General features: G+C 66.0%; 24 protein-coding genes. 5 read left to right on the top strand and 19 right to left on the bottom strand.

Going from position 1 to position 23422, the window contains the following annotated elements; all coding sequences use genetic code 11:
• Positions 1–352 precede the first annotated feature (352 nt).
• From Q0Q02_RS05045 to Q0Q02_RS05015, 7 genes are all read right to left on the bottom strand, one after another.
• The gene (locus Q0Q02_RS05045; protein WP_367275018.1) at positions 353–2455 is read right to left on the bottom strand and encodes a M3 family metallopeptidase; all 2103 of its coding nucleotides are present in this window, start codon (positions 2453–2455) and stop codon (positions 353–355) included.
• A gap of 27 nt (positions 2456–2482) precedes the next feature.
• On the bottom strand, positions 2483–3205 hold the full coding sequence (locus tag Q0Q02_RS05040) for an NUDIX hydrolase (RefSeq protein WP_293807478.1): 723 nt from the start codon (positions 3203–3205) through the stop codon (positions 2483–2485).
• Positions 3202–4101, bottom strand: a complete 900-nt coding sequence (locus Q0Q02_RS05035; RefSeq protein ID WP_293807477.1) for a PhzF family phenazine biosynthesis protein — start codon at positions 4099–4101, stop codon at positions 3202–3204. Before Q0Q02_RS05035 ends, Q0Q02_RS05040 begins: the two co-directional genes overlap by 4 nt.
• 4 nt (positions 4102–4105) lie before the next feature.
• Positions 4106–5221, bottom strand: coding sequence for an endonuclease (locus Q0Q02_RS05030; protein WP_293807476.1), 1116 nt, complete (start codon positions 5219–5221; stop codon positions 4106–4108).
• A 10-nt stretch (positions 5222–5231) separates the two neighbouring features.
• On the bottom strand, positions 5232–6080 hold the full coding sequence (pdxY, locus tag Q0Q02_RS05025; RefSeq protein WP_293807475.1) for a pyridoxal kinase PdxY: 849 nt from the start codon (positions 6078–6080) through the stop codon (positions 5232–5234).
• Positions 6081–6337: 257 nt separating this feature from the next.
• Complete coding sequence (locus tag Q0Q02_RS05020) at positions 6338–6745, bottom strand: nuclear transport factor 2 family protein (RefSeq protein WP_293807474.1); 408 nt, start codon at positions 6743–6745, stop codon at positions 6338–6340.
• A gap of 129 nt (positions 6746–6874) precedes the next feature.
• The gene (locus Q0Q02_RS05015) at positions 6875–7903 is read right to left on the bottom strand and encodes an ABC transporter substrate-binding protein (protein ID WP_293807473.1); all 1029 of its coding nucleotides are present in this window, start codon (positions 7901–7903) and stop codon (positions 6875–6877) included.
• Positions 7904–8074: 171 nt separating this feature from the next.
• On the opposite strand from Q0Q02_RS05015, the gene Q0Q02_RS05010 reads away from it, so the two are divergent.
• Positions 8075–8824: a hypothetical protein gene (locus Q0Q02_RS05010; protein ID WP_293807472.1), complete on the top strand. Its 750-nt coding sequence runs from the start codon at positions 8075–8077 to the stop codon at positions 8822–8824.
• Between the two features lie 25 nt (positions 8825–8849).
• Here Q0Q02_RS05010 and Q0Q02_RS05005 read toward each other — a convergent pair whose 3' ends face one another.
• Together Q0Q02_RS05005 and Q0Q02_RS05000 are read right to left on the bottom strand one after the other, a co-directional pair.
• Positions 8850–9641 (bottom strand): ABC transporter permease, encoded by a 792-nt coding sequence (locus tag Q0Q02_RS05005; RefSeq protein WP_293807471.1) that lies wholly within the window; start codon positions 9639–9641, stop codon positions 8850–8852.
• Positions 9638–10516, bottom strand: coding sequence for an ABC transporter ATP-binding protein (locus Q0Q02_RS05000; protein ID WP_293807469.1), 879 nt, complete (start codon positions 10514–10516; stop codon positions 9638–9640). Before Q0Q02_RS05000 ends, Q0Q02_RS05005 begins: the two co-directional genes overlap by 4 nt.
• A gap of 186 nt (positions 10517–10702) precedes the next feature.
• On the opposite strand from Q0Q02_RS05000, the gene Q0Q02_RS04995 reads away from it, so the two are divergent.
• Together Q0Q02_RS04995 and Q0Q02_RS04990 are read left to right on the top strand one after the other, a co-directional pair.
• The gene (locus Q0Q02_RS04995) at positions 10703–11227 is read left to right on the top strand and encodes a DedA family protein (RefSeq protein WP_293807467.1); all 525 of its coding nucleotides are present in this window, start codon (positions 10703–10705) and stop codon (positions 11225–11227) included.
• 213 nt (positions 11228–11440) lie between these two features.
• Positions 11441–11827 (top strand): helix-hairpin-helix domain-containing protein, encoded by a 387-nt coding sequence (locus Q0Q02_RS04990; RefSeq protein WP_293807465.1) that lies wholly within the window; start codon positions 11441–11443, stop codon positions 11825–11827.
• Positions 11828–12322: 495 nt separating this feature from the next.
• Here the strand turns inward: Q0Q02_RS04990 and ilvC are convergent, their stop codons facing one another.
• Both ilvC and Q0Q02_RS04980 read right to left on the bottom strand, forming a co-directional pair.
• A complete protein-coding gene (gene ilvC, locus Q0Q02_RS04985; protein WP_293807463.1) occupies positions 12323–13342 on the bottom strand; it encodes a ketol-acid reductoisomerase in 1020 nt (339 codons plus the stop codon).
• 14 nt (positions 13343–13356) lie between these two features.
• Entirely contained in the window at positions 13357–14022 is a 666-nt protein-coding gene (locus tag Q0Q02_RS04980) for a TetR/AcrR family transcriptional regulator C-terminal domain-containing protein (protein ID WP_293807461.1), read from the bottom strand.
• Positions 14023–14164: 142 nt separating this feature from the next.
• Here Q0Q02_RS04980 and Q0Q02_RS04975 point away from each other — a divergent pair, with 142 nt between their 5' ends.
• A complete protein-coding gene (locus Q0Q02_RS04975) occupies positions 14165–14710 on the top strand; it encodes a DUF924 family protein (RefSeq protein WP_293807459.1) in 546 nt (181 codons plus the stop codon).
• A 31-nt stretch (positions 14711–14741) separates the two neighbouring features.
• On the opposite strand, the gene Q0Q02_RS04970 is transcribed toward Q0Q02_RS04975, so the two are convergent.
• The 7 genes from Q0Q02_RS04970 to Q0Q02_RS04940 form a co-directional block, all read right to left on the bottom strand.
• On the bottom strand, positions 14742–15464 hold the full coding sequence (locus Q0Q02_RS04970; protein WP_293807458.1) for a haloacid dehalogenase type II: 723 nt from the start codon (positions 15462–15464) through the stop codon (positions 14742–14744).
• A 109-nt stretch (positions 15465–15573) separates the two neighbouring features.
• Complete coding sequence (locus Q0Q02_RS04965) at positions 15574–16320, bottom strand: AraC family transcriptional regulator (RefSeq protein WP_293807456.1); 747 nt, start codon at positions 16318–16320, stop codon at positions 15574–15576.
• Positions 16321–16392: 72 nt separating this feature from the next.
• Positions 16393–16620 carry a hypothetical protein gene (locus tag Q0Q02_RS04960; RefSeq protein WP_293807454.1) on the bottom strand — a complete coding sequence of 76 codons (228 nt, stop codon included), beginning with the start codon at positions 16618–16620 and terminating at the stop codon, positions 16393–16395.
• A gap of 2 nt (positions 16621–16622) precedes the next feature.
• Positions 16623–17165 (bottom strand): acetolactate synthase small subunit, encoded by a 543-nt coding sequence (gene ilvN, locus Q0Q02_RS04955; RefSeq protein ID WP_113586768.1) that lies wholly within the window; start codon positions 17163–17165, stop codon positions 16623–16625.
• Positions 17166–17216: 51 nt separating this feature from the next.
• The gene (locus tag Q0Q02_RS04950; RefSeq protein ID WP_293807451.1) at positions 17217–17900 is read right to left on the bottom strand and encodes a glutathione S-transferase family protein; all 684 of its coding nucleotides are present in this window, start codon (positions 17898–17900) and stop codon (positions 17217–17219) included.
• Positions 17897–18607: an aspartate/glutamate racemase family protein gene (locus tag Q0Q02_RS04945; RefSeq protein WP_293807449.1), complete on the bottom strand. Its 711-nt coding sequence runs from the start codon at positions 18605–18607 to the stop codon at positions 17897–17899. Before Q0Q02_RS04945 ends, Q0Q02_RS04950 begins: the two co-directional genes overlap by 4 nt.
• 158 nt (positions 18608–18765) lie before the next feature.
• Complete coding sequence (locus tag Q0Q02_RS04940) at positions 18766–20529, bottom strand: acetolactate synthase 3 large subunit (RefSeq protein ID WP_293807447.1); 1764 nt, start codon at positions 20527–20529, stop codon at positions 18766–18768.
• A gap of 335 nt (positions 20530–20864) precedes the next feature.
• Here Q0Q02_RS04940 and Q0Q02_RS04935 point away from each other — a divergent pair, with 335 nt between their 5' ends.
• A complete protein-coding gene (locus tag Q0Q02_RS04935) occupies positions 20865–22328 on the top strand; it encodes a GGDEF domain-containing protein (protein ID WP_293807445.1) in 1464 nt (487 codons plus the stop codon).
• Positions 22329–22491: 163 nt separating this feature from the next.
• Here the strand turns inward: Q0Q02_RS04935 and miaA are convergent, their stop codons facing one another.
• Positions 22492–23418, bottom strand: a complete 927-nt coding sequence (miaA, locus tag Q0Q02_RS04930) for a tRNA (adenosine(37)-N6)-dimethylallyltransferase MiaA (RefSeq protein ID WP_293807554.1) — start codon at positions 23416–23418, stop codon at positions 22492–22494.
• Positions 23419–23422 lie beyond the last annotated feature (4 nt).

Genomic DNA, 23422 nt, shown 5'->3' with positions numbered 1-23422 from the left:
ACTGACGTCCACGACATCAGCTTTGCGGGCTGAAGAGGGAATGCTGAAGGACGAAGCTTTCGCCGCAAGAAGCGCGCGGCCCCCTCTCCTGCATCAAAGGCGATGTTGCCGATTTCGACACTCAAAGTACCGATCTCGGGCAGGCCCGAGATCGGCGAGAGGGGCAGGAGCGAGGTAAAGGCCGTTTGACCAGTCGAACCCGGCCTCACCGCGGCGCAGCGACGACCTCGCAGCAAACTCGGCTGGCGGCCATCCCCTCACCCTGCCCTCTCCCTATGGGAGAGGGTTCACCGCGCTGTCCAAGCATAAAAGCAACTGGCGCCGCCGCAGCCGCCCTCACACATGCAGGCCCCTACGCCGCCAGCCCGCGCTTCTCCAGCAGCGCATCCGGCGTCGGCAGGCGTCCCCGGAACAGCGTATAGGCCTCCGCTGCATCGCGCGTGTCGCCGGCCGAATAGATGTAGCGCTTCAGCTTCTCCGCGACTGCGGGCGAGAATACATCGCCCGTCTCCGTGAAGGCGTTGAAGGCATCGGCATCCATCACCTCGGACCAGAGATAGCTGTAATAGCCGGCAGAATAGCCGTCGCCCGAGAAGACATGGGTGAAATGCGGGGTGCGGTGGCGCATGGTGATCTCGGCGGGCATGCCGAGACGCTGGAGCTCCGCCGCCTCGAAGGCGAGCGGATCGACCTCGGCAGGCGCCTCCAGCGAGTGGAAGGCGAGGTCGACCAGCGCCGAGGAGGTGTACTCCACCGTGGCGAAGCCCTGGTTGAAGGTCTGGGCCTTCTCGATCTTCTCGATCAGCGCCTCGGGGATCGGCTCGCCCGTCTCCGCGTGGTGGCAATACTCGCGCATCACCTCGCGCGTCAGGAACCAGTGCTCATAGAGCTGCGAGGGCAGTTCGACGAAATCGCGTGCGACCGACGTTCCAGCGAGCGAGCCATAGGTCACATCCGAAAGCAGCCCGTGCAGCGCATGGCCGAACTCGTGGAACAGCGTGCGCGCATCATCGAGCGAAAGCAGCGCGGGCTTGCCTTCCGCTGGTTTCGCGAAGTTGCAGACATTGACGATGATCGGCCGGGTCTCGCCGTCGAGCTTGCGCTGGCCGCGGAAGGCGCTCATCCAGGCGCCGGACCGCTTCGAGGCACGGGCGAAGTAGTCGCCGACGAACAGGCCGATATGGCGCCCGCTCGCGGTCTCCGTCACCTCGAAGATGCGCACGTCGGGGTGATAGCCCTGAAGCTCCGGCCGCTCCGCGAAGGATAGCCCGAACAGCTTGCCGGCAACGTCGAAGGCCGCCTGCCGGACGCGGTCGAGCTGGAGATATTGCTTCAGCACGGCCTCATCGAGCGCATAGGTCTTCTGCCGGACTCTCTCGGCATAATGGCGCCAGTCCCAGGGACGGATCTGGCCGTTCTCGCCCTCGCTTTGCGCGAGAGCCGCGAGATCGACGGCCTCGCGCGCAGCTCGGGCCTTGGCCGGCTTCCAGACCAGCTCCAAAAGCCCGCGCACATGCTCCGGCGTCTTGGCCATGGCATCATCGAGCTTGAAATGCGCGAAGGTCGGATAGCCCAGGAGCTTCGCCTTCTCGGCACGCAGCTTCACCATCTCGGCGACGATGGCGCGGTTGTCGCTCTCGCCGCCATTCTCGCCGCGCTTGCTCCAGACGATGAAGGCTTCCTCGCGCAGGTCGCGCCGGGTCGAGAAGGTCAGGAAGGGCTCGATGATCGAGCGCGACAGCGTCACCGCATGCTGGCCGGGCTTGCCGCGATCGGCCGCCGCACGCGCCATCGCCGCCTTCACGAAGTCCGGCAGGCCGGCGAGCCCAGCCTCGTCCGCGATGAAGAGCGCGTAGGAGGATTCGTCCTTCAGCACGTTCTGGCTGAACTGCGTGCCCAGCCCCGCCAGCCGCTCGTTGATCGCGGCAAGGCGCTTCTTGTCCTCGGCGTTCAACTTCGCACCCGAGCGGATGAAGCCCTTGTAGCTCCGCTCCAGCAGGCGCGCCTGCTCCGGGTTCAACCCGAGCGCATCGCGCCTGGCATTGACGGCATCGACGCGGGCGAAAAGCCCCTCGTCCATCATGATCGCCGACCAGTGCCGCGAGGTGATCGGCGACATCTCGCGCTCGATCGCCTGCAGCGCCTCGTTCGTATCGGCGCCGGTGAGATTGTAGAACACGCCGCCGACGCGGCTGAGCGCGCGCCCTGCCCGCTCCAGCGCCTCGACCGTGTTGGCGAAATCCGGCTCTGCCTTCTCAGAGACGATCGCCGCAATCTCGTCCTTGTGCTTGGCGAGCGCGGCATCGAAGGCCGGGCGGATATGCTCGGGCTTGATCGCGGCGAAGGGCGGCAGGCGGAACGGCGTCTCCCAGCGCGTAGCGAAGGGATTTTCGGCCGGCAGCGGCAAGGCTTCCGGATAATTGGCTTCCGGATAGCTGGTCTCGGCAGAGCTCATCGGGTCACTTTCGCGGAACAGGCAGGATCACTTGCCGTCGAAGATATGTGCGAGATAGCGGCGCATGAAGGGCGGCATGTCATGCTTTTCCGTCTCGGCGAGATCGCGCACGACAACGATGTCGGAAAGCTCCTCCTCTTCGAGGTTCTTCATCCGCTCCAGCATCAGCGCCCGCGCTTCATCCGCCGCCAGATCGATGCGAACCTCGCGCATGAAGGCGATGCGACCCTGCTCGATCAGCGCCGTCCAGCCTTCGCCCACCCGAAGCTCCTCGATACGCAAGCCCGTCTCCTCGCCGAGCTCGCGGGTGACGCTGCCGGCGAGGTCGAGCGTGCCGTCGGGCCGGGCATCGTCGCGGTCGGGCGTGCCGGCGGCGAAATAGACCTTGCCGGCATTGGCGGTATGGTCGCCCATCTTCCCACAGAGAAAGGCGCCGTCACTGGCCCGAAGCGCCGCCATGGCGAAGCCGTTGCGAATGGCGGGGCCGGGATAGCCGGCATCGCGCCAGGTCATGAAGGCGGCGTAATCCGTCTCGAAATAGCCGGCCTCGAACACGCCTTCGCGGATCGCTGCACGATGCTGCAACATGACGCGACCGTTGAACATCGCAGGCTTGTTCGCGCTGATGTCAGCCCAATGCGCGGCGATCTCCTTGGCATTCTCGCGGGCAAAAGCCCAGTCATAGGGCTCGACCGTAGCATCGACCCGCGACAGCCGGACGATCGTCCCGTTCTCGACACCAACGCTCACAACAGCACGCCTTCGCTGACCACCACGGCCGAGCCTCCGATCCGCGCCGAGACCAGCTCGCCGTCGCGCACGCTCAATTCCAGCGTGATCTGCGACGGCCGGCCCATCTCGTAGCCCTGCTCGATGACGAGGCGGTGGTCACCGTCCTCCGGCCTGTCATAGGCCATGATCGCGCCGGCAAAGGCCGCGACCGCCGAGCCCGTCGCCGGGTCCTCGGCGACGCCTGCGCCCGGCCAGAACATGCGGGCGTGGTAGTTGTGCCCAACTTCGGCTGTCTCGCGGCAATAGACGAAGGCGTTGCCGTTCGGGGTCGCGGCCATCACCCGCTCGAAGGCGCCCACGACCCGCGCCTTGGCGACAGCCTCGCGGCTCGCGACAGGCACCATCGTATAGGCGACACCCGCCGAGAAGGCGCTCGGCCGATGTGCGTCGAAGCCGATATCGGCCGGGTCGAGCCCGAGCGCCTCCGCCAGTTGCGCATCCGCAACCGGCTGCTCAAGCGGCTCCGGCAGGCGCGGCAGGGTGAAGGTGGCGTGGCCGGCATGGCTGCCCTTGACCGCGACGGCGCAGGAGACCAGCCCGATCTTCTCCTCCAGCACCAGCATGTCGGCGGGCCGTCCCTCGGCCTCGTCGGTGAGCGCAAGCCAGACCGCCGTACCGACCGTCGGATGGCCGGCGAAAGGCAATTCCCCGCCCGGCGTGAAGATGCGGACGGAGGCACGGTGCTCCGGCCTCTCCGGCGGCGCAATGAAGACCGTCTCGGACAGGTTGAATTCCCGGGCGATGGCCTGCATCGCCTCGGTATCCAGCCCCTCCGACTGGAGCACCACCGCCAGCGGATTGCCGGCATGGCGACGCGTGGTGAAGACATCGAGCGTGACGAAGCGGCGTTTCATCAGGTCACCCTTCCGGGATTTCGAGATCGATCGTGAGCGGGCAATGGTCGGAGGCCTTCGGCCGGTCCCAGCCGACGCGCGGATAGCGATCGTTGCAGGTCGCCAAACGCGCCATCGAACGGTCCGGCTCACGCGGATCGAGCGGCACGCGGTAAGGCAGACCGCGCCGGATCATCTGCATGGCAGGCTTTGGATTGGCCGCCGCGAGCGAAGGCGAGAGCAGGATGCAGTCGAGCGGCATATGGCTGTCGACCAGCTTCTCCTGGGTGTCAGACCAGTAGCGCCGGAAATGCGTCCAGCGCTCATGCACCGGCAGCGTCTGCATCGGATCGACGGCGAAATTGTCCAGCAGCGGCTCAATGCCGCTGTCACCCTCGTCGACGATCTCCGCCTGTGGCCCGAGGCCGTAGCGGTAGCCGTTGAGATCGCCCAGCACGATCCAATTGGTCTCGCGCCAGCCGCCGCCGAAGCGCTGCTGGATCAGCCAGCGCACAGCGCGCGCCTCGGCCCGGCGCACCGGCAGTGTCTCTGTCCGTCCGTCCTCGCGGCCATTGTTCATCGACTTGAAATGGCACCCGAACAGGCTGAGCCGCCGCCCGCCGAGCGTCAGCTCCACCTCCAGGCAGTCACGCGCGAAGATCTTGCCATGCGGCCCGATGCCGAGCATGGCGAGCTCGCGGTCATGCACGCCGGCCTGCGCAAAGGTCAGGTCCTTGTGCGAGCGCACCGTGACCTGCCCCGGTCCGAACAGGTCGCGCCGCGCCGCGAAGCCGATATCGATGTTGCGGCGGTCATTGCCGTCCAGCAGCGTGAAATGGCCGTAGCGATGGTCGGCGATGCGGTGGACGTAATTCGCGAAGAAAGCCTGCAGGCTGGCGAGCGAGTCGACCTCCTGCAGCATCCAGAGGTCGGCCCCGGCCTCGGCGATGGCGAGCGCCGTCATCTGGCGCTTGTCATCTTCCAGCGCGACCGCGAGCGAGCGCTCCACCGCGTCGCGCTCGTCGGCGCGCGGGAAATGGAACAGCGACATCGCAGCGGCCGTCTCGGCGCGCCCGCCCGGCTCGAAGCGATGGCGCGTCAGCAGGTTCTCGACATTGAAGGTGCCGACGCGCAGCTTCATCGTGATGCGCTCAGATCGCCTGCGGCTCGAAGACCCGCGAGGGCGTGACGAACTCGTCCTGCGCCGCGACCGTGAGGATCTCGCGGGAACCCACTTCCTTCGTCCGCTTCAGGAGCCCGTAGATCGAGGACGCCGCCTTCGACAGCGCTGCCGCCGCCGATTCCTCGCGCAGGTAATGCGTGAGGAACAGGGCCGCGATCGCATCGCCCGCGCCGTTGACGCTGACATCGAGCTTGGGCGTGCGCACCCGCCAGCTGCCCGTGGCATCCGCGGCCATCAGGTCGATCGAGTCGCCCGGCGTCTCCTCGGTCACGAGCGAGGTCACCATCACGACCTTCGGGCCGGCGTCGCGCAAAGCCTCGATCGCGCGATGCGCGTCGGCGATGGTCTTGATCTCGACATCGGTCAGCAATTCCAGCTCGAACTGGTTGGGCGTCACGATATCGGCGGCCGGCACGGCCTGCTCGCGCATGAATTCCGGGATGCCCGGCCGCACGAAGACGCCGCGACCGACATCGCCGATCACCGGATCGCAGCAGTAGATCGCCTTGGGATTGGCCGCGCGCACCCGTTCCACCGCCGAGAGGATGGCATGGCCGATATCGGCCGAACCCATATAGCCGGAGATCACCCCGTCGCATTGCGCGAGCACGCCGCGTTCGGCGATGCCGTCCATCACCTCGTCGATCATGCCGCCGTCGAAGACGCGGCCCTTCCAGCTGCCATAGCCCGTGTGGTTCGAGAACTGCACCGTATGGACCGGCCAGACATCGACGCCGAGCCGCTGCATCGGGAAGGTCGCGGAAGCGTTGCCCACATGGCCATAGGCGACATGGGACTGGATCGAGAGAATGTTCATGGGTGGCAGGCCGGCTTTCAACGAAACGACGCGGCGAAACTAGCGGCTACCGCGCCGCAGGCCAACCGAAAGCGGTGATGGCTGCGATCAGCACGGGCGCTGGAGCCCTTGGATCCTCCACCGTCACACGCCGTCATCCTTGGCTTGCCCCGGTATCCATGCCGGAGCTTTGCCGACCGAGGTTCAGGCACGAATCCCGGATCTCCGCCTCGCTCCATCCGGGATAACCCGCATTTCCATGGAGGAATCCGTCGCTTCTAAGGGCTCGACAGCCGCGCCACGCCAGCCGTGTCCGTGAACTGGACGAGGCTCTTCACCTTGCCGTCGGCAATGGTGAAGATGTCCATGATCTCGAAGGATTCGGTCCGGCCGGTCGGCTTGCATTCGACATCGGCACGCCAGTGCAGCGTCGCCCTGTCGCCATCGACCGTCAGCGCCAGCTCCTCGACATTGCTGAAGACATAGGTCGCGATCAGCCCCGCCATCTGCGCGCGGACGGCGGCGTGCCCCTCCGGCTGCACGAAGACCTCGGCCGCCTGCGGCCCACCCGCAAGCCGGTAGCTGCAGTCGGGGTGCAGGTACTCCATCAAGGCATCGAGATCGCCGCGGTAACGGGCGGCATAGGCATCGCGGATCAGGGTTTCGACGGCGGCGCGTTCGGTCATGTCGCCTCTCCTTGCGTCAGGGAAGCACTCTCGCGCCGCTGCGATCGCGAGTCCAGCCGGACCGCCCCCGCAAATGAAAACAGCGCCGCTTCTGAGCGGCGCTGTCATCGAGGGGGGCGGAAGGCTGGTTCAGGAGCCGGAAGCGGCCTTCTTGGCGAAGCTGTCGATGAAGGTCTTCGACAGATCGACATTCGAGTTGGTCAGTTCGGGATCGAGCAGCTTGAGCGAGTCGTACATGCTCTTCATGCCGTCAGGCGTCGAAATGCCGGTGCGCGAATAGGCCTCCTGCGAGTTCTTGACCGCGCGGATGTAGAGCGGCTTGTCGCCGAGCAGGTATTCTTCCGGCACGAGATCCGCGACATCCTCGGGCTTCGCCGTCTCCAGCCATTTCAGCGACTTCATCAAGGCGTTGACCAGCTTCTGGGTCGTAACCGGGTTCTTCTCGGCGAAGTCGTTCTTGAGATAGAGCACCGCCGCCGGGTTGGAGCCGCCGAACAGGGCCTTGGTGCCGGCCTCCGTGCGGGTGTCGATCAGCGAGACGATATCGCCATCGGCCTCGAGCTTCGAGGTGACGGGATCGAGATGCGAGATCACATCGACCTGCTTCTGCTTGATCGCAGCGACTGCGCTCGCGCCGGCACCGACGCCGATGATCGCGGCATCAGTCGCCTTCAGGCCCGCCTTGACCATGGCGTATTGCGCCGTCAACGCCGTCGAGGAACCGGGCGCCGTCACGCCGATCTTGAGCCCCTTGAAGTCCGCCGCCGACTTCACCTTGTCGGCGAGGTCCTTGCGCACGGCGATGGTGATGGCCGGGAAGCGCCCGAGCTCGATCACGGCGCGGATGTCCTGGCCCTTCGCCTGCATGCGGATGGTGTGCTCATAGGCGCCCGTCACGACGTCGACCGAACCACCGACCAGCGCCTGGAGCGATTTCGCGCCGCCGCCGAAATCGTTGATCTCGACGTCGAGCCCCTGCTCCTTGAAGAAGCCCTTCTTCTCCGCGACCGTGAGCGGGAGGTAATAGAGAAGCTGCTTGCCGCCGACGCCGAGCGTGAGCTTCGGCTTCTCGGCGTTCTGCGCGAGTGCCTGTGACGCTGCGCCGAGCGCGGTCGAAAGGGCGAGCGCAGCCAGCGCGCCGCGGCGGGACAAGAGCATGAAAATTCCTCCGGTTTGGATCCTGCTGGCGCTTCTGACGGGCGCGCATTTGCGCCGAACATAGGCTAGATTGAGCCGCGGGAGCAATGATCCCGAGCCAGCCGGCAAGACGGTGCCGTCCGGCGTTTATGCGCATGCCTACCTGCTGCAACAGCAAGACGAGGGCCGGCCGTGAACGAAGTGCGCATCGCCGTTTTCGTGTTTCTGTGCCTGGCCACGGCCTCGCTCGGCGCTCTGTTCTCGTATCAACGACTTCCGGAACATCAGCGGCAGGATGACACGCAGGCGACCGTGCGCCTCATCGCCAACATCTTCGTCGTCATGACGTCTCTCGTGCTCGGATTGATGATCACATCCGCCAAGGGCAGGTTCGATGCGATCAATCGCGACGTGCACACCTATGCCTCCGATCTGATCCTTCTCGACCGGATGCTGCTGCTCTACGGGCCCGAGGCCGCCGAAACGCGCGGAAAGCTCCTGCTGTACGCTGAACGCGCAGCAAACGGCCAATGGACGACGAATGGGGAGCTTTCCGACAAGACGTCCGAACGGTTGCTCGAGGACATCGGAACGGCACTGCGCGCCCTCGCACCGACCACCGCTCCCCAGCTCCAGATCTGGAACGATATTCGCGAGCAGTACCGGAAGGTGCTGGCCTTGCGCTGGAGTCTGGTCGAGCAGGCCGAGGGGTCGATTCCGCGGCCGCTCGTGCTCATGCTCATTGCCTGGCTGGTCCTGATCTTCGCGACCTTCGGCTTCCGGGCACCGCGGAACGCCGTGGTCGTGACCGGCTTCGTCGCGGCGGCAGCCCTTATCGGCGGAGCGATCTACCTGATCGTCGATATGGACAGCCCCTTCGAGGGGCCGATCCAGATCTCGCCCGCTCCTCTGCAGAGAACCCTGATCGAGATGCGCCGGTAGATGGCGCGCCCCGCTTCCACTCGCATCAGGCGACCGTCGTCGAGCTCTGCCCGGGCCGCCAGACCAGCAGCCGCTTCTCGACCAGCGTCACCAGCGAGTCGATGGCGATGACGAAGATCGCCAGGATCAGCATGCCTGAGAACACGCCGGTGACGTCGAAGACGCTCTCGGCCTCGTGGATCTTGTAGCCGAGCCCCGCCGAGGAGCCGAGATATTCGCCGACCACCGCACCCACCAGCGCGAAGCCCACCGAGGTGTGCAGGCTGGAGAACATCCAGGTCAATGCCGAGGGCCAATAGACATGCTTGAAGAGCTGGCGCTCGTTCATGCCGAGCATGCGGGCATTGGCGAGGATCGTCGGCGAGACCTCGCGCACACCCTGATAGACGTTGAAGAACACGATGAAGAAGACCAGCGTGAAGCCGAGCGCGACTTTCGACCAGATCCCTAAGCCGAACCAGAGCGCGAAGATCGGCGCCAGCACGACGCGTGGCAGGGCGTTCGCCGCCTTGATATAGGGGTCGAACACCGCCGAAAGCAGCTCGCGCCGGGCGAAGGCGAAGCCGAACAGGATGCCCGCGAGCGAACCGATGACGAAAGCGAGCACCGTCTCGGTCAGCGTGATGCCGAGATGCCAGTAGATATCGGCGCTGGTCAGTTGCTTGAAGGTGCGCGCCAGCACCGCTGATGGCGTCGAGAAGAAGAACTGGATCGTCTTCACGTCGCCGAAAAGGCTGGTCGTCGTCGCGACATGCCAGATCAGCAGAAAGACGACCATCACCAGGATCTGGAGCGAGAGCAGCTTCATCCGCTTCATGACGCGTCTCCCCCGACGAGTTCACGCCCCTCGCCCATCGCATAGGCTTTCTGCACCTCGACGCGCAGCGAAGCCCAGATATCGCGATGGATCTCGTGGAAGGCCTTCTCCAGCCGGATATCGGCGATGTCGCGCGGGCGCGGCAGATCGACCTTGTAATCGGCGACGATCCCCGCCGCCGGCCCGGCCGACATGACCACGACCCGGTCGGAGAGCGCGATCGCCTCCTCGAGGTCATGGGTCACGAACATCAGCGCCTTGCGGTCGCGCGACCAGAGGTCGAGCAGGAGGTTGCCCATGATCTGCCGGGTCTGCGCGTCGAGCGGCCCGAAGGGCTCGTCCATCAGCAGGATCTCGGGATTGCGAATCAGCATCTGCGCAAGGCTGACGCGCTTGCGCTGCCCGCCGGAGAGCATGTGCGGGTAGCGGTCGACGAAGGTTCGCAGGCCCACACGGCCGAGCCAGTCTCGCGCCCGCTGGTCGGCCTCGCGCTCGGGCACGCCCATCGGCTCCAGCGCGACCTTGACGTTCTCCAGCGCCGTCTTCCACGGCATCAAGGCGTCCTGCTGGAAGAGATAGCCCGCACGCCGGTTCAGCCCCGAGAGCGGCTTGCCGAAGATGCCGACCGAGCCGGCCGAGGGCGCGAGCAGCCCAGCCGCCGCATTCAGCAGCGTGGATTTGCCGCAGCCGGTCGGCCCGACGATCGAGACAAATTCGCCGGGATGGACCTTGAGGTCGATGCCCTTGACGGCCTGGTAGCGGCCGCCATCGGCGAGATGAAAGGTGATGTCGACGCCGCCCAACGCCACCGCCGGATCACCCGACGGCGCCAGCCCTGCTCCCGCACCCTGGTGCGGGTTATCCTGCAACCCCATGAAATCCGTTTCCCCATCAGGCGCAGGCCTAGCGCCGGCCGTCAGCTTTTCCGCGTTGCCGGAATTAATAGGCGATCGTTCGGGGAAGGCAACGCGCCGCCTACGGCGACCCGTCGCTTGCATCGCCTGATGGACACGGCCATATGGCGGGACCGACCCGACCCCGCAGGAGCCGAGCCGAACGCCATGGCCGAACTCGAACAAGCCATGAAGGCGCTCGTCGCGTTCATGCAGGCCAATCAGCAATGGGCGATCCCGATCGTCTTTGCGGTCGCCTTCGCCGAATGCGTCGCGATTCTGTCCTGGCTGGTCCCGGCCACGGTGTTCTTCACCACCTTCGGCGCCGTCGCGGGCGCTTCAGGGCTCAATCTCGTCCCGCTCGCGCTCGCAGCCTCACTCGGTGCCGGCAGCGGCTTCTGGGTGTCGTACATCGCCGGCATCCATCTCGGGCCGCGTGTTCATGACCACTGGCCCTTCACCAAGAACCCGCAACTGCTCGATCGCGGCCACGCCTTCTTCGAGAAATGGGGCATCGCCAGCATCCTGATCGGCCATTTCTTCGGGCCGCTGCGAGCCGTCATCGCGATCGTCGCCGGCATCGTGGCCATGCCCTCCTGGCAGTTCCAGCTTGCCAACTGGCTGGCCTCCTTCGCCTGGGGCTTCGGCCTGCTCTATGGCATCGGGCGTCTCAGCGAATTCCTCGCGCGCTGAACGTTCTCGAAACCTGACTGCCCGGTGAACGCGCCATTCGGAAAGCGTTCAAACCGAAAGGCGCCTATTCGCGTCGTCGCATCGCGGCACACCCCAACGGTGAAGCCCGGCGCGACACGCTGAACGGCCCCACGCCGCCAGCATCGTCCGGCGGCGGGACCCGGCCCCCGACGGATGCGACGTTTCCGGGCCGACTTAAGTGAGGTCCCAGTCATGACGATGTCACGCTTCCTGCTCCCCCTCGTCGCGCTTGCCGCCATGGGCGGCCAGGCCTTCGCGCAGACGGCGACGCAGGCTCCCGCCGCCGCCAAGCCAGCCGCGCCCGTCACGGCCCCTGCCGCCCCGGCAGCGCAGGCAGCCCCCGCGGCGAAGCCCGCGACCCCGGCCGCCCAGCCGGCCGCAGCCCAGGCCAAGAAGATCAACATCAACACCGCGACCGCCGCCGAACTCGATACGCTGAAGGGCATCGGCGAGGCCCGTTCCAAGAAGATCATCGAGGAGCGTGGCAAGGCGAAGTTCAAGGATTTCGCCGATCTCGTGAAACGCGGCACGCTGCCCTCGAATGTCGAGGCCGAGATCAAGGACAAGATCACCTTCTGACCGGTCACACCCGTAGAAAAGCCTCCGGCGCCAAGCGCCGGAGGCTTCGTCGTTTCGGGTCTTTCGAAGCGGTTGGATCAGGCAAGGCCGAGGATCACCGCCAGCATCATCGCCAGCGACAGCGCCATCACGACGCGGATCGCCACCGGCGTTTCAAGAATGCGCAAGAGTTCCATCACTGCCTCCCCTGTAGTGGGTACGCACCGCAAGAAGAACGCCTCCGCCCCAGGACTGTTCCTGACCGCGCCGCGAAAAGAATGCGGGCGGCAGCCTCTCGACCACCGCCCGCAAACAGCAATATCGCTTGATATCAGCGCCTGATCGAACACCCCGGAATTGTTTCCGGAATGCCTTGGGCCAATCTGGAAAGCCGCTTTCCGTCCCGTCATTCTCGGGCGCGGCACAGCCGCGACCCGAGAATTTCCAACCGGGAAGAACGCCCCTCCATCCTGAGATGCTCGGGTCAAGCCCGAGCATGACGGGACTTGGGAGAGCTCAGTTCTTCGACTTGTCGACGAGCGCCTTGGCCTTGATCCACGGCATCATGTCGCGGAGCTTGGCGCCGACTTCCTCGATCGGATGGGCGGCGTAGCGGGCGCGGGTCGCCTTGAACGAGGTCTGGTTGACCTTGTTCTCGAGCATCCAGTCGCGGGTGAACTTGCCCGACTGGATGTCGTTGAGGACGCGCTTCATCTCGGCCTTGGTCTCGGGCGTGATGATCCGCGGGCCGGTGACGTACTCGCCGTATTCGGCGGTGTTCGAGATCGAGTAGTTCATGTTGGCGATGCCGCCTTCGTAGATCAGGTCCACGATCAGCTTCACCTCGTGGAGGCATTCGAAATAGGCCATCTCGGGGGCGTAGCCGGCCTCGGTCAGCGTCTCGTAGCCGGCCTTGATCAGCTCGACCAGGCCGCCGCAGAGCACGACCTGCTCGCCGAAGAGATCGGTCTCGCACTCTTCCTTGAAGGTGGTCTCGATGATGCCGGCGCGGCCGCCGCCATTGGCCGAGGCGTAGGAGAGGCCGAGGTCATGGGCGTTGCCGGTCGCGTCCTGGTGGATCGCGATCAGGGTCGGCACGCCGCCGCCGCGCTGATACTCGGAGCGGACGGTGTGGCCGGGGCCCTTCGGGGCGACCATCAGCACGTCGAGGTCCTTGCGCGGCTCGATCAGGTTGAAATGGACGTTGAGGCCGTGCGCGAACAGGAGGGCGGCGCCTTCCTTCATGTTGGCGTGCAGTTCGTCGCGATAGATGTCGCCCTGCAGCTCGTCCGGGGTCAGCATCATCATGATGTCCGAGACCTTGGCGGCCTCCGACGGGGTCATCACCTTGAAGCCGGCCTCTTCGGCCTTCTTGCGCGTGGCCGAGCCGGCCTTGAGCGCGATGATGATCTCCTTGACGCCGGAATCGCGCAGGTTGAGCGCATGCGCATGGCCCTGCGAGCCGTAGCCGACGATGCAGACCTTCTTGCCCTTGATCAGGTTGATGTCGGCATCACGATCGTAATAAACGCGCATGGGTGTCTCCTTTGTCACGCGTTGGTCTTGTCCCGGCCCGAGGCGATCAGCCCCGTGCCGTAGAGGGTGAGAAACTGCTCGGTCGCCCGCTCGGCGTCAGTGGCGATCTCGGCCCGGCTCAACGTCAGCGTGTCGCCGAGCAGGAGCCGGATCTGGACGTCGCGGCCGGCGAGGCCGAAGAGGGTGCGGAAGGCCGTCTCGGTATCATCGAAGGCGAGCAAACCCGCCTCGCGCCCGGCGTCGAGCACGGGTTTAAGGCGCTCGCCGATGGCGAAGCGGCCGTTGGCCAGCACGATCGAGCCGAGATTCCCGTCGCGCGAGGCCGCCTGATTGATGCCGATGCGGTTGAGCGCGATCGAGGTCGGCGAGGTGATCACCTCCAGCCAGTTCGCGGCGAAACCCTTCAGGCTCTCACGCAAGGTGCCGGCATCGAGGTTCTGCCGGTCGTAATTGCCCGCCCTCACCTTCGAGGCCTGCCACTGCACGGTCGCGGTGAGCAAACCGTCGCGATCGCCGAACCACTTGTAGAGCGTCTCCTTGGAGCAGCTCGCGCGTCGCGCGACGGCGGTCATGGTGAGCCCGCTGCCCTTCTCGACCATCAGGCTCAGCACGGCATCGAGCACGGCCTGCTGGCGCGCTGTCAGCGCCTCGCCTTGCGTCTCTGCCTGAACCTGCGTCATGAGCGGAAGGAATCCAGTACCGTACGTTACGGTTCAGGCATCTATCGCACCCATCGGCGGCCCGCAAGCGTTATTCGCGACTGGCGGATGGCCGCGGAAGAATTATCTCTGAGCCATCGGATTTCGAGGAACGGAGCCATTCATGACCCTGCCCAGCGCCAATGCCGTCGTCAGCTTCTGGCGCGAGGCCGGCCCAGAGAAATGGTTCGCCAAGGACGACGCCTTCGACGCGGAGATCAGCCGGCACTTCTTCCCTGTCCATGAGGCCGCGGCGGCCGGAAAGCTCGTCGATTGGGAGGAAACCCCTGAAGGCGTCTATGCGCTGCTGATCCTGCTCGACCAGTTCCCGCGCAACATGTTTCGCGGCAGCCCCCGCGCCTTCGCCACAGATGCGCAAGCGGTTGAAGTCGCCGAACGCGCGATCGCCAGGGGGTTCGACGAAGCCTATCAGCCGCCGGAAAAGCGCTTCTTCTACATGCCCTTCATGCATTCCGAAGGACTGGAGGATCAGGAGCGCTGCATCGCGCTCTGCGCCGCCGCCGATGATGCCGACGGCGTGAAGTACGCCGAGATCCACCGCGACATCATCCGCGATTTCGGCCGCTTCCCGCATCGCAACCCGGTGCTCGGGCGCGAGACTACGGCGCCGGAGCAGGCTTTCCTCGACGAAGGCGGCTTCAGCGGCTGAAACGCCGCCGCCGAAGGGCCACCCCTGCCCGTCAGGCAGTGGCCTCGCGATGTGCCTGCGCCATCTCGGCCAGGCTCTTGAAGTGGAAATCCACGCTCGGCCGCTTCTCGGGCACCTGCGTCGCGCCGCTGCCGGCCTTGTCGAAGCGCCGGTCGATCCAGGCTCGCGCCAGCCCGGCCTTCTGCGCCGGCACATGGTCGTGGAACAGGCTCTGCGCGGTATGCAGCACCTGATGCGCAGCGAGCCCGAGATCGGCCTGCAGATGCTCCAGCAAGAAGGCAAAGTTGCGCGGGTCGGGCTTGTACGAACCGATATCCTCGGCGGTGTGGATGCCGTCGAAGGTCACACCGAGCTTCCGGTTGCTGGCGGCGAAGCTCTGACGGTCGACATTGGACAGGATCACGAGCTTGTAGTGCCGTTTGAGATAGACCAGCGCCTCGGCTGAATCGGGAAAGGCCGGCCAGTCCGGCACCGAGGCGCCGAAGCGCTCGTTGAGATCGGCATGGATGCGCAGGCCGAGATCCCGCGCGAAGCGCGCATGCACCGCAGCCAGCAGCGTCGGGTAGCGCAGGGAGGGCGTCACCTCCTCCTGTTCGCTCTCATAGCGGGCGAAACGGGCGAGCGCGTCCTCGCGCTCCAATGCGATTCCGCCGGCGCTCAGGAGCGGTTGCAGGGCGTTCCAGATGCCGGTTTCCCAGTCGATCAGGGTGCCATAGCAATCGAATGTCAGGACTTTGAAATCGGTCAGCTTCATCGCCGGGCTCTCCGCAAACGGTCATCGCGAGCGCCCAAGCTAGCAAGCGCCGGCACGGCCGTGATGAGGCGAAGCTCCGGACGGCTTGGCCGAAACTGCGATGCCGGGTTCAGGACCTTCCCGACCTGCGGTTCGCGGCGCGGAACTCGCTCGGCGTCAGGCCGAAACGCCGCTTGAACTGCCGGTTGAAGGATGCCGCGTTCTGGTAGCCGAGATCGTAGGCAATCTCCGAAACCGGCGCGGACGTCGTGGCCAATCTCTCCGCCGCACGCTCGAACAGGCGCTGGAGCTGCAATTGCTTCGGCGAGCGGCCCATGGTCGCCCGGAACAGGGCATGGAACTGGCTCTGCCCGAGCCCGGCCATCCGGGCCATCTGCGCGACACCCGCGCCCTGCCCCGCCTCCGCAACGTCCAGTACGCGCCGTTCGGCGCGCGACCAGGGCTGCGGCCGCTCGCCCGGCTCGACCAGATGCAGCGCCGTCATCGCCATGCGCGCAGCGGCTCCCGTCGGACAGGCTCCGGTTTCGACCTCCGTGCCGAGCTGGCGGAACATGCGCCACAGCCAGGGCGCGATCGGCAGGAGCGAGGGCTCCCGGCTGTTGAGCAATGCCGGCTGCGCCTCGCTGCCCAGGCCCGCCATGTCGACGTCGAGGATGAGCATGCTGCAATCGCTGCTCGGCTCGAAACCGTGCTCGCAGTACTGCGGGATCAGCGCGACGCAGTTATGGGAGACGACGCCCCGGCGCCCCTCGACATCCAGCCGCATGGCGCCCTGCATCGGCAGCAGAATCTGGCTGAACTCGTGATGATGCCGATCGCCGCCGCGATAGCTGCGAACCTCGAGCTGGATCGACATCAGGCGTCCCTCCTCGCCAAGTCATGCGCGCGCATTTCTTGCGAAGCAAGACGGCATGTTTCCGGCGCTGCGTCAGCCGCCCGCGACCTGCTGGCTCGCGATGCGCTGGAGGAAGATCGCCGCGATGGTCAACAGGAAGCCGGCCCACCACAGCGGCGAACGCAGGCTCTTGCCGCTGCCGAGCGGCTCGGCCTGCCCTCTCCCTGACAGGCGCATCGCGATCGGCCAGGCGAAACAGCCGAACCCGACGATGCCCAGGAACATGGCGATCTGGCTCAGCTGGTCCGGCGTCAGTGCCATGGTCACATCGATTCCGGCCCGCGGCTCATCGCGGCGATGCCGGTGCGCGAGACCTCGGTCAGCCCCACCGCCGTCATCGTCTTGATGAAGCGCTCGATCTCCTCGGTCGCACCGGTCAGTTCGAAGACGAAGGAGGTCAGCGAGGCATCGAGCACGCGCGCGCCGAAGGCCGAGGCGAGGCGCATCGCCTCGACACGATGATCGCCCTTGCCGACCACCTTGATCAGGGCGAGCTCGCGTTCGATCGCCTCGCCCTGCTCGGTCAGGTCGACGACGCGATGCACCGGCACCAGCCGGTCGAGATGCGCCTTGATCTGGTCGATGACATTGGCCGTGCCGGAGGTCACCACCGTGATGCGCGAGAGATGCTTCTCATGCTCGGTCTCGGAGACGGTGAGGCTCTCGATATTGTAGCCCCGGCCCGAGAACAGCCCGGCGATGCGGGCAAGAACGCCCGGTTCGTTGTCGACGATCACCGCCAGGGTGTGGCGCGCGGTCGGCTGGGCCTTGGGAGCATTCGGGTAATGGGTAGCGGGCTTCGACATGGCGGACCTGTGAGGCGGTTGGAGCGGATGAAATCTGTCGGAATGGAATGATCAGCTGTTGCGGAGATTGACGAGCACGGGTTCGTCGACCTCGTCCTGCGCTACGATCCAGGGCTCCACCAGCGCGGCGGCAAGCCACTCGCGATAGGCGGGCAGCGCGAGCACCGCCTGCATGTAATCCCGCGAGACCGGATCGACGACGATGCCGTAGGTGTCGAGCCGCGTGACGACCGGCGCATACATCGCGTCCGCCGCCGAGAAGGCGCCATAGAGGAAGGGCCCGCCGGCACCGAAGCGCTCGCGCGCGCGCCGCCACAGCCCAGTCAATCGCTCGACATCACGGGCGACGCCGGGGCCGCGATCTCGCGCGGCGAAACGCTTGCCGAGATTCATCGGGCAGGCCCCGCGCAGCGCGGTGAAGCCGGCATGCATCTCGCTGGAGATGGCGCGCGCATGGGCGCGGGCAGCCTTGTCGCGCGGCCAGATGCCGGCCTCAGGCTGCGTGTCATGCAGGTATTCGCAGATCGCCAGCGTCTCCCAGACGGCGATCTCGCCGTCGACCAGCGTCGGCACGGTGCCGCCGCTGCCGGGCGCAACCGCGAAGATCGCCTCCTTGAAGCCGGGCTCGTCGAGCAGCACGAGCTGTTCGGTGAAGGCGATCCCGGTCGCGCGCATCAGCAGCCAGGCCCGGAGCGACCAGGACGAGTAGCATTTGTTGCCGATCAGAAGCTTCATGCCGCGGCGACCTCCCACTCGTCGACGAAATCGAGCGCCGCCTGGACATGCAGAGCTGTTGTGTCGAACACTGGCACGGAAACATCGCCCTGCGACAGCAAGAGGCCGATCTCGGTGCAGCCGAGGATAACGCCATCGGCGCCCTCTTCCTTCGCGGCGCGTGCGACGATGGCGCGGTAGCGCTCGCGCGAGGCCGGCTCGATCCGCCCCCGGCACAATTCCTCGTAGATGATGCGATGGACGTCGTCGCGCTCCTCGGGGGGCGGCACCAGCACCTCGACACCGAAGGCCCTGAGCCGGTCGCGATAGAAACCCTGTTCCATGGTGAAACGCGTCGCCAGCAAGAGCGGCCGGCGCGACGAGGACGCCAGCACCGCCCGTGCCGTCACGTCGGCGAGATGCAGGAATGGCAGCTTGGTCGCGGCGATGATCTGATCGGCGACCTTGTGCATGGTGTTGGTGCAGAGCACGAGGCAGGAAGCACCGCCCTGTTCGAGGCGACGCGCGCTTGCGGCTAGCGCCGCGCCGGCCGCGGCCCAGTCGCCCTTCGCCTGCATCTCCGCGATCCCTGCGAAATCGACCGAATGCAGCAGCACGTCGGCCGAATGCAGCCCACCCGAACGCGCGCGCACGCCCTCGTTGAGGAGCCGGTAATAGACCGCGGTCGACTCCCAGCTCATCCCGCCGATCAAACCGATGGTGGCCATGGTGCTTTCCTTCAATCGTACCCTCAGCCCTCATCCTGAGGAGCGGGCAAAGCCCGCGTCTCGAAGGATGATCCAGATCCCTCCCCACCCACTGGAGCATCCTTCGAGACGCCGCTATGCGGCTCCTCAGGATGAGGGCTGAGGGAGTCTGGACGGGCTCAGACGAGCTGCTTGCCTTTGGCGTCGATGATCTGGCCGGTATCGCCTTCGAAATCGGGCAGGATCATCTCGTTATGCGCCTTGCCCGACGGGATCATCGGGAAGCAGTTCTCTTCCTTGGCGACGAGGCAGTCGAAGATCACCGGGCCGGGCGTCTCGATCATCTCCATGATCGCGGCGTCGAGCTTGGCCGGGTCGTCGCAGCGGATGCCGTGGCCGCCATAGGCCTCGGCCAGCTTCACGAAATCCGGCAGGGACTGCGAATAGCTCTCCGAATAGCGCCCGCCATGCAGCAGTTCCTGCCACTGGCGCACCATGCCCATGTACTCGTTGTTGAGGATGAAGATCTTCACCGGCAGCCGGTACTGCACCGCCGTCGACATTTCCTGCATGTTCATCAGGATCGAGGCCTCGCCGGCGACGTCGATGACGAGGGCCTTGGGGTGCTTCATCTGCACGCCGATCGCCGCCGGCAGGCCGTAGCCCATCGTGCCGAGGCCGCCCGAAGTCATCCAGCGATTGGGCTCCTGGAAATGCAGGTACTGCGCGGCCCACATCTGATGCTGGCCGACCTCGGTCGTGATGTAGGTATCGCGGTCCTTCGTCAGCGCATGGAGGCGCTCCAGCGCATATTGCGGCTTGATGATCGTGTCCGAGCGCTTGTAGGCGAGGCTCTTGCGGCTGCGCCAGCCATCGATCTGCGTCCACCAGGCGGCGAGCGCGGTCTTGTCGACCTGGGCGCCGGTCTCGCGCCAGATCCGGACCATGTCCTCGAGCACATGGGCGCAGTCGCCGACGATGCCGATATCGACCTTGACCGTCTTGTTGATCGAGGACGGGTCGATGTCGATATGGATCTTCTTCGAGCGCGGCGAGAAGCCGTCAATGCGCCCGGTGATGCGGTCGTCGAAGCGCGCGCCGATATTGATCATGACGTCGCAGTCATGCATCGCGAGGTTTGCTTCGTAGGTGCCGTGCATGCCCAGCATGCCGAGCCACTGCTTGTCAGCGGCCGGGAAGGCGCCGAGCCCCATCAGCGTCGAGGTGACCGGGAAGCCCGTCAGCCGCGCCAGTTCGCGCAGCAGCGCCGAGGCATGCGGGCCGGAATTGATCACGCCGCCACCCGTATAGAAGACCGGCCGCTTCGCGCTTGCGATCAGCTCAACCGCGGCCTTGATCTTGTTCAGGTCGCCCTTGACCACCGGGCGGTAGGTCTTGTGCTGGTTGTCACGCGGCCGGGTATAGGAGCCGGAGGCGAACTGGATATCCTTGGGGATGTCGATCACGACCGGGCCCGGGCGGCCGTTCGCTGCGACGTAGAACGCCTCGTGCAGGATGCGCGGCAGGTCGTGGATGCTCTTCACCAGATAGTTGTGCTTGGTGCAGGAGCGGGTGATGCCGACCGTATCGCATTCCTGGAAGGCGTCGGAGCCGATCAGATGCGTCGGGACTTGCCCGGTGATGACGACCAGCGGGATCGAGTCGAGCAGCGCATCGGTCAGGCCGGTGACGGCATTGGTCGCGCCGGGGCCGGAGGTGACGAGCACGCAGCCGACCTTGCCAGGGCCGGACCGGGCATAGCCCTCGGCGGCATGGACGGCGCCCTGCTCGTGGCGGACGAGGACGTGCTTGACCTTGTCCTGCTGGAAAATGGCGTCGTAGATCGGGAGTACGGCGCCGCCCGGATAACCGAACAGGTGCTCGACACCCTGATCCTGAAGCGCGCGGACGACCATCTCGGCGCCGGTCATCATCTCGCTCATTACGCTCTCCTGCGGCTGGTCTTCTGGTCTGTCTGGAATGCGGGCAATAAAAAAGGCCCTCGGAGGGGCCTGGGCGTGCGCTGGCGTCGGGGACGCCCGGTTGTTAAACCGGCCCCTACCAGCGCACCTCTACGAGAATAAGCTTGCGCATCGCGCTCATGATCCTTGGCGAAAGTTGCCGAACGCTAACGGAGGGCGTGCAGCCGGTCAAGCGTTAACATGGCTAAGAGCCCCTAAAGAGCCACCGGCCGCCCGCTCCTGAAAATGTCGTGCCTTTAGGGAACACTTTCTCAATCCGTCGGCCCTAACGTAAGCACGCTCGAACCGGGACGGCTATGTATTACGAGGTCCACTCCGAGAATATCGCGGCGCGCGCGCACGCACCGGAAATCGCGCAGATCCTGCGCCGCTTCGTGCTTCATCGCAACGAGAACGAGGCCGTCGCCTATGAGGCGCTCGCCGCCACGCTGCTACCGGATTTCGGCGACGACCTGATGATCCTCGAGCCGACCGGAGACGGCGATTACCGCTGGTTGCATTTCGGCCGCGAAATCGTGCGCTACTCCGGAGCCACCCGCCTCGGGCAACGCCTCTCGGGCATGCGCGAGCGCGTCGCCCGCTTCACGATCGACAGCTTCGACCAGGCCCTGGCGCAGGACCGCCCGCTCTACACCGTGCACCGCTCGACCCAGGCGGTGCGCGTCGCCTTGTGGGAACGCCTGGTGCTGCCGACGGTCACGCGGGACGGCCGCCGCTTCATCGTCGCCTTCAGCCGGCCGCTGCAGTTCCGCGAGGACCTGCTCAATGCCGTGCTTGAAAGCTCCCCCAGCGGCATCGTCGCGCTGCGCTTCATCCGCGACGCCGCCAACCGGATCGAGCAGGCCGTCGTCGTCACCGCCAACCAGCGCGCCGCCGAGCTGAGCGGCCGTCCGGACGTCAATCTGCTCGACACCGATGGACGCGAGACCCTGCCCTTCCTGCACGAACCCTCGATCTGGCGCCGCTGCCTCTATGCCATCGACCTGCAGCGCCCCGACATGCTCGAAGCCTCGTTCACGCATAATGGCGCGACGACCTGGCTCAGGGTCGCGATCGCACCGCTCGGCGACGGACTCTTGCTGACGCTGACGGATATCACCGACCTGACGGTCGCCAATCAGACCCTGCAAATGCGCGCCGCCACCCTGGCGCTCGAGATCGGGCGCGAGCGCGCCACCCGCCGCGCCCTCTCCGAGGAGATCGGCCTGCGCGAGGAGCGGGAGAACGAATTGCGCCGCCTCGCGGAGACCGATCCGCTCACGGCGCTGCTCAACCGCCGCTCCTTTACCGAAAAGGCCAATGCCGCCATCGCCGCGAGCGAAGCCGCCGGCACCGAGCTCGCCCTGATCATCGTCGATCTCGATCACTTCAAGCAGGTCAACGACACCTATGGCCACCCGGCCGGCGATGCGGTGATCCGTGCCTTCGCCGACCTCCTGCTCGGGCAGTTCCGCAACGAGCGCAATCTGGTCGGCCGCTTCGGCGGCGAGGAATTCGGCATCCTGCTGCAAGGCAGCGACCTCGCCTCCGCCGCGGCCAGTGCCCGTCAGATCCAGGGCGCCCTGCTCACCCGCTCGATGCCGGTGTCCGAAACCCTGGCGCTCAGGGTGACCGCAAGCCTCGGCATCGCCGCCCGCCAACCCAGCGAAACGCTGGCATCGCTGACCGCCCGTGCCGACCAGGCGCTCTATCGCGCCAAGAACGAAGGCCGCAACCGCCTCGGCCTCGCCGATCCCGCCCCCGTCGCCGCGGCGGCCTGAACGTCAGCAACCCATTCGCAAATGCAAGCCCTCATCCTGAGGAGCCGCATGAGCGGCGTCTCGAAGGATGCTCCAGATGGTTCGGGAGCCTTCTGGATCATCCTTCGAGACGGCCCTACGGGCCTCCTCAGGATGAGGGCTTGAGGACTATCCAAACCAGCCGTCAGCAGCCGAGGTGTCGGATGGCCGCCTCCAGCGCGGCCTCCGGAGCGACCGCTTCCCACCCTTCCATCTGGTGGCGGAACCACGTCACCTGCCGTTTGGCATAGGCGCGCGTATCGGCCTGGCCGCGCCGGATCGCCTCGTCCAGCGTGATCGCGCCGTCGAGATGGGCGATCAAGCCAGGCACGCCATGGGCGCGCATGATCGGCAGCAAGGGATCGAGCCCGCGTCGCTTCAACCGCGCGACCTCATCCAGCGCACCCTCCCCCATCATCGTCTCGAAGCGCCGGTCGATCCGCTCCCTGATGGCCTCGCGTTCGGGATGCACGAAGAGGCGCAGCGTCGGCACCTGACCCAGAGGTCCCGGCTCGCGCTCGCCCTGGAAACTCGCCAACGAACGCCCCGTCGCCCGGAAGACCTCCAATGCCCGCATGATCCGCATCCGGTCGCTTGGCCGCAATCGCTCCGCCATGGCGGGATCACAAGCCGCGAGCTCGCCATGGAGCGCCGCCGTCTCGCGCCCATCGGCATGGGTGCGGAAGGCGGCCCGCACCGCCTCCGGCACCGGTGGCATCGCCGAGAAACCTTCGGTGACAGCCTTGAAATAGAGCCCCGTGCCCCCGACCAGGATCGGCAGCGAGCCTTTTGCACGCAGATCGGCGAGCAACTCCGTCACATCGGCGGCATAGCGCATCGCCGAATAGTTCACGGCGCCATCAACGTGGCCGTAGAGGCGGTGCGGCACCATCGCCTCCTCCGCTTCGCTCGGCCTCGCCGAGAGAACGCGCAGATCGGCATAGACCTGCATGGAATCCGCGTTGACGACGGTCCCGCCGGTGCGACGCGCGATCTCGATCGCCAGCGCGGACTTGCCGCTCGCGGTCGGACCTGCGATGAGCACCGCGCCGAATTGCCCTTCCGCCTTCACCCGG

It is taken from the genome of uncultured Allobosea sp. (genome assembly GCF_945956895.1).
Taxonomy (GTDB): domain Bacteria; phylum Pseudomonadota; class Alphaproteobacteria; order Rhizobiales; family Beijerinckiaceae; genus Allobosea.
Note: the sequence above shows the minus strand (reverse complement) of the source record. Positions and strands in the feature narration are given on the sequence as shown.

Excerpts from the sequence above, each read along its gene's own strand:
- Q0Q02_RS05020 (WP_293807474.1), bottom strand. The coding sequence starts at position 6,745 with ATGACCGAACGCGCCGCCGTCGAAACCCTGATCCGCGATGCCTATGCC.
- Q0Q02_RS05005 (WP_293807471.1), bottom strand. The coding sequence starts at position 9,641 with ATGAAGCGGATGAAGCTGCTCTCGCTCCAGATCCTGGTGATGGTCGTC.
- Q0Q02_RS04965 (WP_293807456.1), bottom strand. The coding sequence starts at position 16,320 with ATGTCGATCCAGCTCGAGGTTCGCAGCTATCGCGGCGGCGATCGGCAT.
- Q0Q02_RS05035 (WP_293807477.1), bottom strand. The coding sequence starts at position 4,101 with ATGAAACGCCGCTTCGTCACGCTCGATGTCTTCACCACGCGTCGCCAT.
- pdxY (WP_293807475.1), bottom strand. The coding sequence starts at position 6,080 with ATGAACATTCTCTCGATCCAGTCCCATGTCGCCTATGGCCATGTGGGC.
- Q0Q02_RS05045 (WP_367275018.1), bottom strand. The coding sequence starts at position 2,455 with ATGAGCTCTGCCGAGACCAGCTATCCGGAAGCCAATTATCCGGAAGCC.
- Q0Q02_RS04980 (WP_293807461.1), bottom strand. The coding sequence starts at position 14,022 with ATGACGCAGGTTCAGGCAGAGACGCAAGGCGAGGCGCTGACAGCGCGC.
- Q0Q02_RS04935 (WP_293807445.1), top strand. The coding sequence starts at position 20,865 with ATGTATTACGAGGTCCACTCCGAGAATATCGCGGCGCGCGCGCACGCA.
- ilvC (WP_293807463.1), bottom strand. The coding sequence starts at position 13,342 with ATGCGCGTTTATTACGATCGTGATGCCGACATCAACCTGATCAAGGGC.
- Q0Q02_RS04975 (WP_293807459.1), top strand. The coding sequence starts at position 14,165 with ATGACCCTGCCCAGCGCCAATGCCGTCGTCAGCTTCTGGCGCGAGGCC.
- Q0Q02_RS05030 (WP_293807476.1), bottom strand. The coding sequence starts at position 5,221 with ATGAAGCTGCGCGTCGGCACCTTCAATGTCGAGAACCTGCTGACGCGC.
- Q0Q02_RS04990 (WP_293807465.1), top strand. The coding sequence starts at position 11,441 with ATGACGATGTCACGCTTCCTGCTCCCCCTCGTCGCGCTTGCCGCCATG.
- Q0Q02_RS05000 (WP_293807469.1), bottom strand. The coding sequence starts at position 10,516 with ATGGGGTTGCAGGATAACCCGCACCAGGGTGCGGGAGCAGGGCTGGCG.
- Q0Q02_RS04940 (WP_293807447.1), bottom strand. The coding sequence starts at position 20,529 with ATGAGCGAGATGATGACCGGCGCCGAGATGGTCGTCCGCGCGCTTCAG.
- Q0Q02_RS05015 (WP_293807473.1), bottom strand. The coding sequence starts at position 7,903 with ATGCTCTTGTCCCGCCGCGGCGCGCTGGCTGCGCTCGCCCTTTCGACC.
- Q0Q02_RS04945 (WP_293807449.1), bottom strand. The coding sequence starts at position 18,607 with ATGGCCACCATCGGTTTGATCGGCGGGATGAGCTGGGAGTCGACCGCG.
- Q0Q02_RS04960 (WP_293807454.1), bottom strand. The coding sequence starts at position 16,620 with ATGGCACTGACGCCGGACCAGCTGAGCCAGATCGCCATGTTCCTGGGC.
- Q0Q02_RS04950 (WP_293807451.1), bottom strand. The coding sequence starts at position 17,900 with ATGAAGCTTCTGATCGGCAACAAATGCTACTCGTCCTGGTCGCTCCGG.
- Q0Q02_RS04970 (WP_293807458.1), bottom strand. The coding sequence starts at position 15,464 with ATGAAGCTGACCGATTTCAAAGTCCTGACATTCGATTGCTATGGCACC.
- ilvN (WP_113586768.1), bottom strand. The coding sequence starts at position 17,165 with ATGTCGAAGCCCGCTACCCATTACCCGAATGCTCCCAAGGCCCAGCCG.
- Q0Q02_RS04995 (WP_293807467.1), top strand. The coding sequence starts at position 10,703 with ATGGCCGAACTCGAACAAGCCATGAAGGCGCTCGTCGCGTTCATGCAG.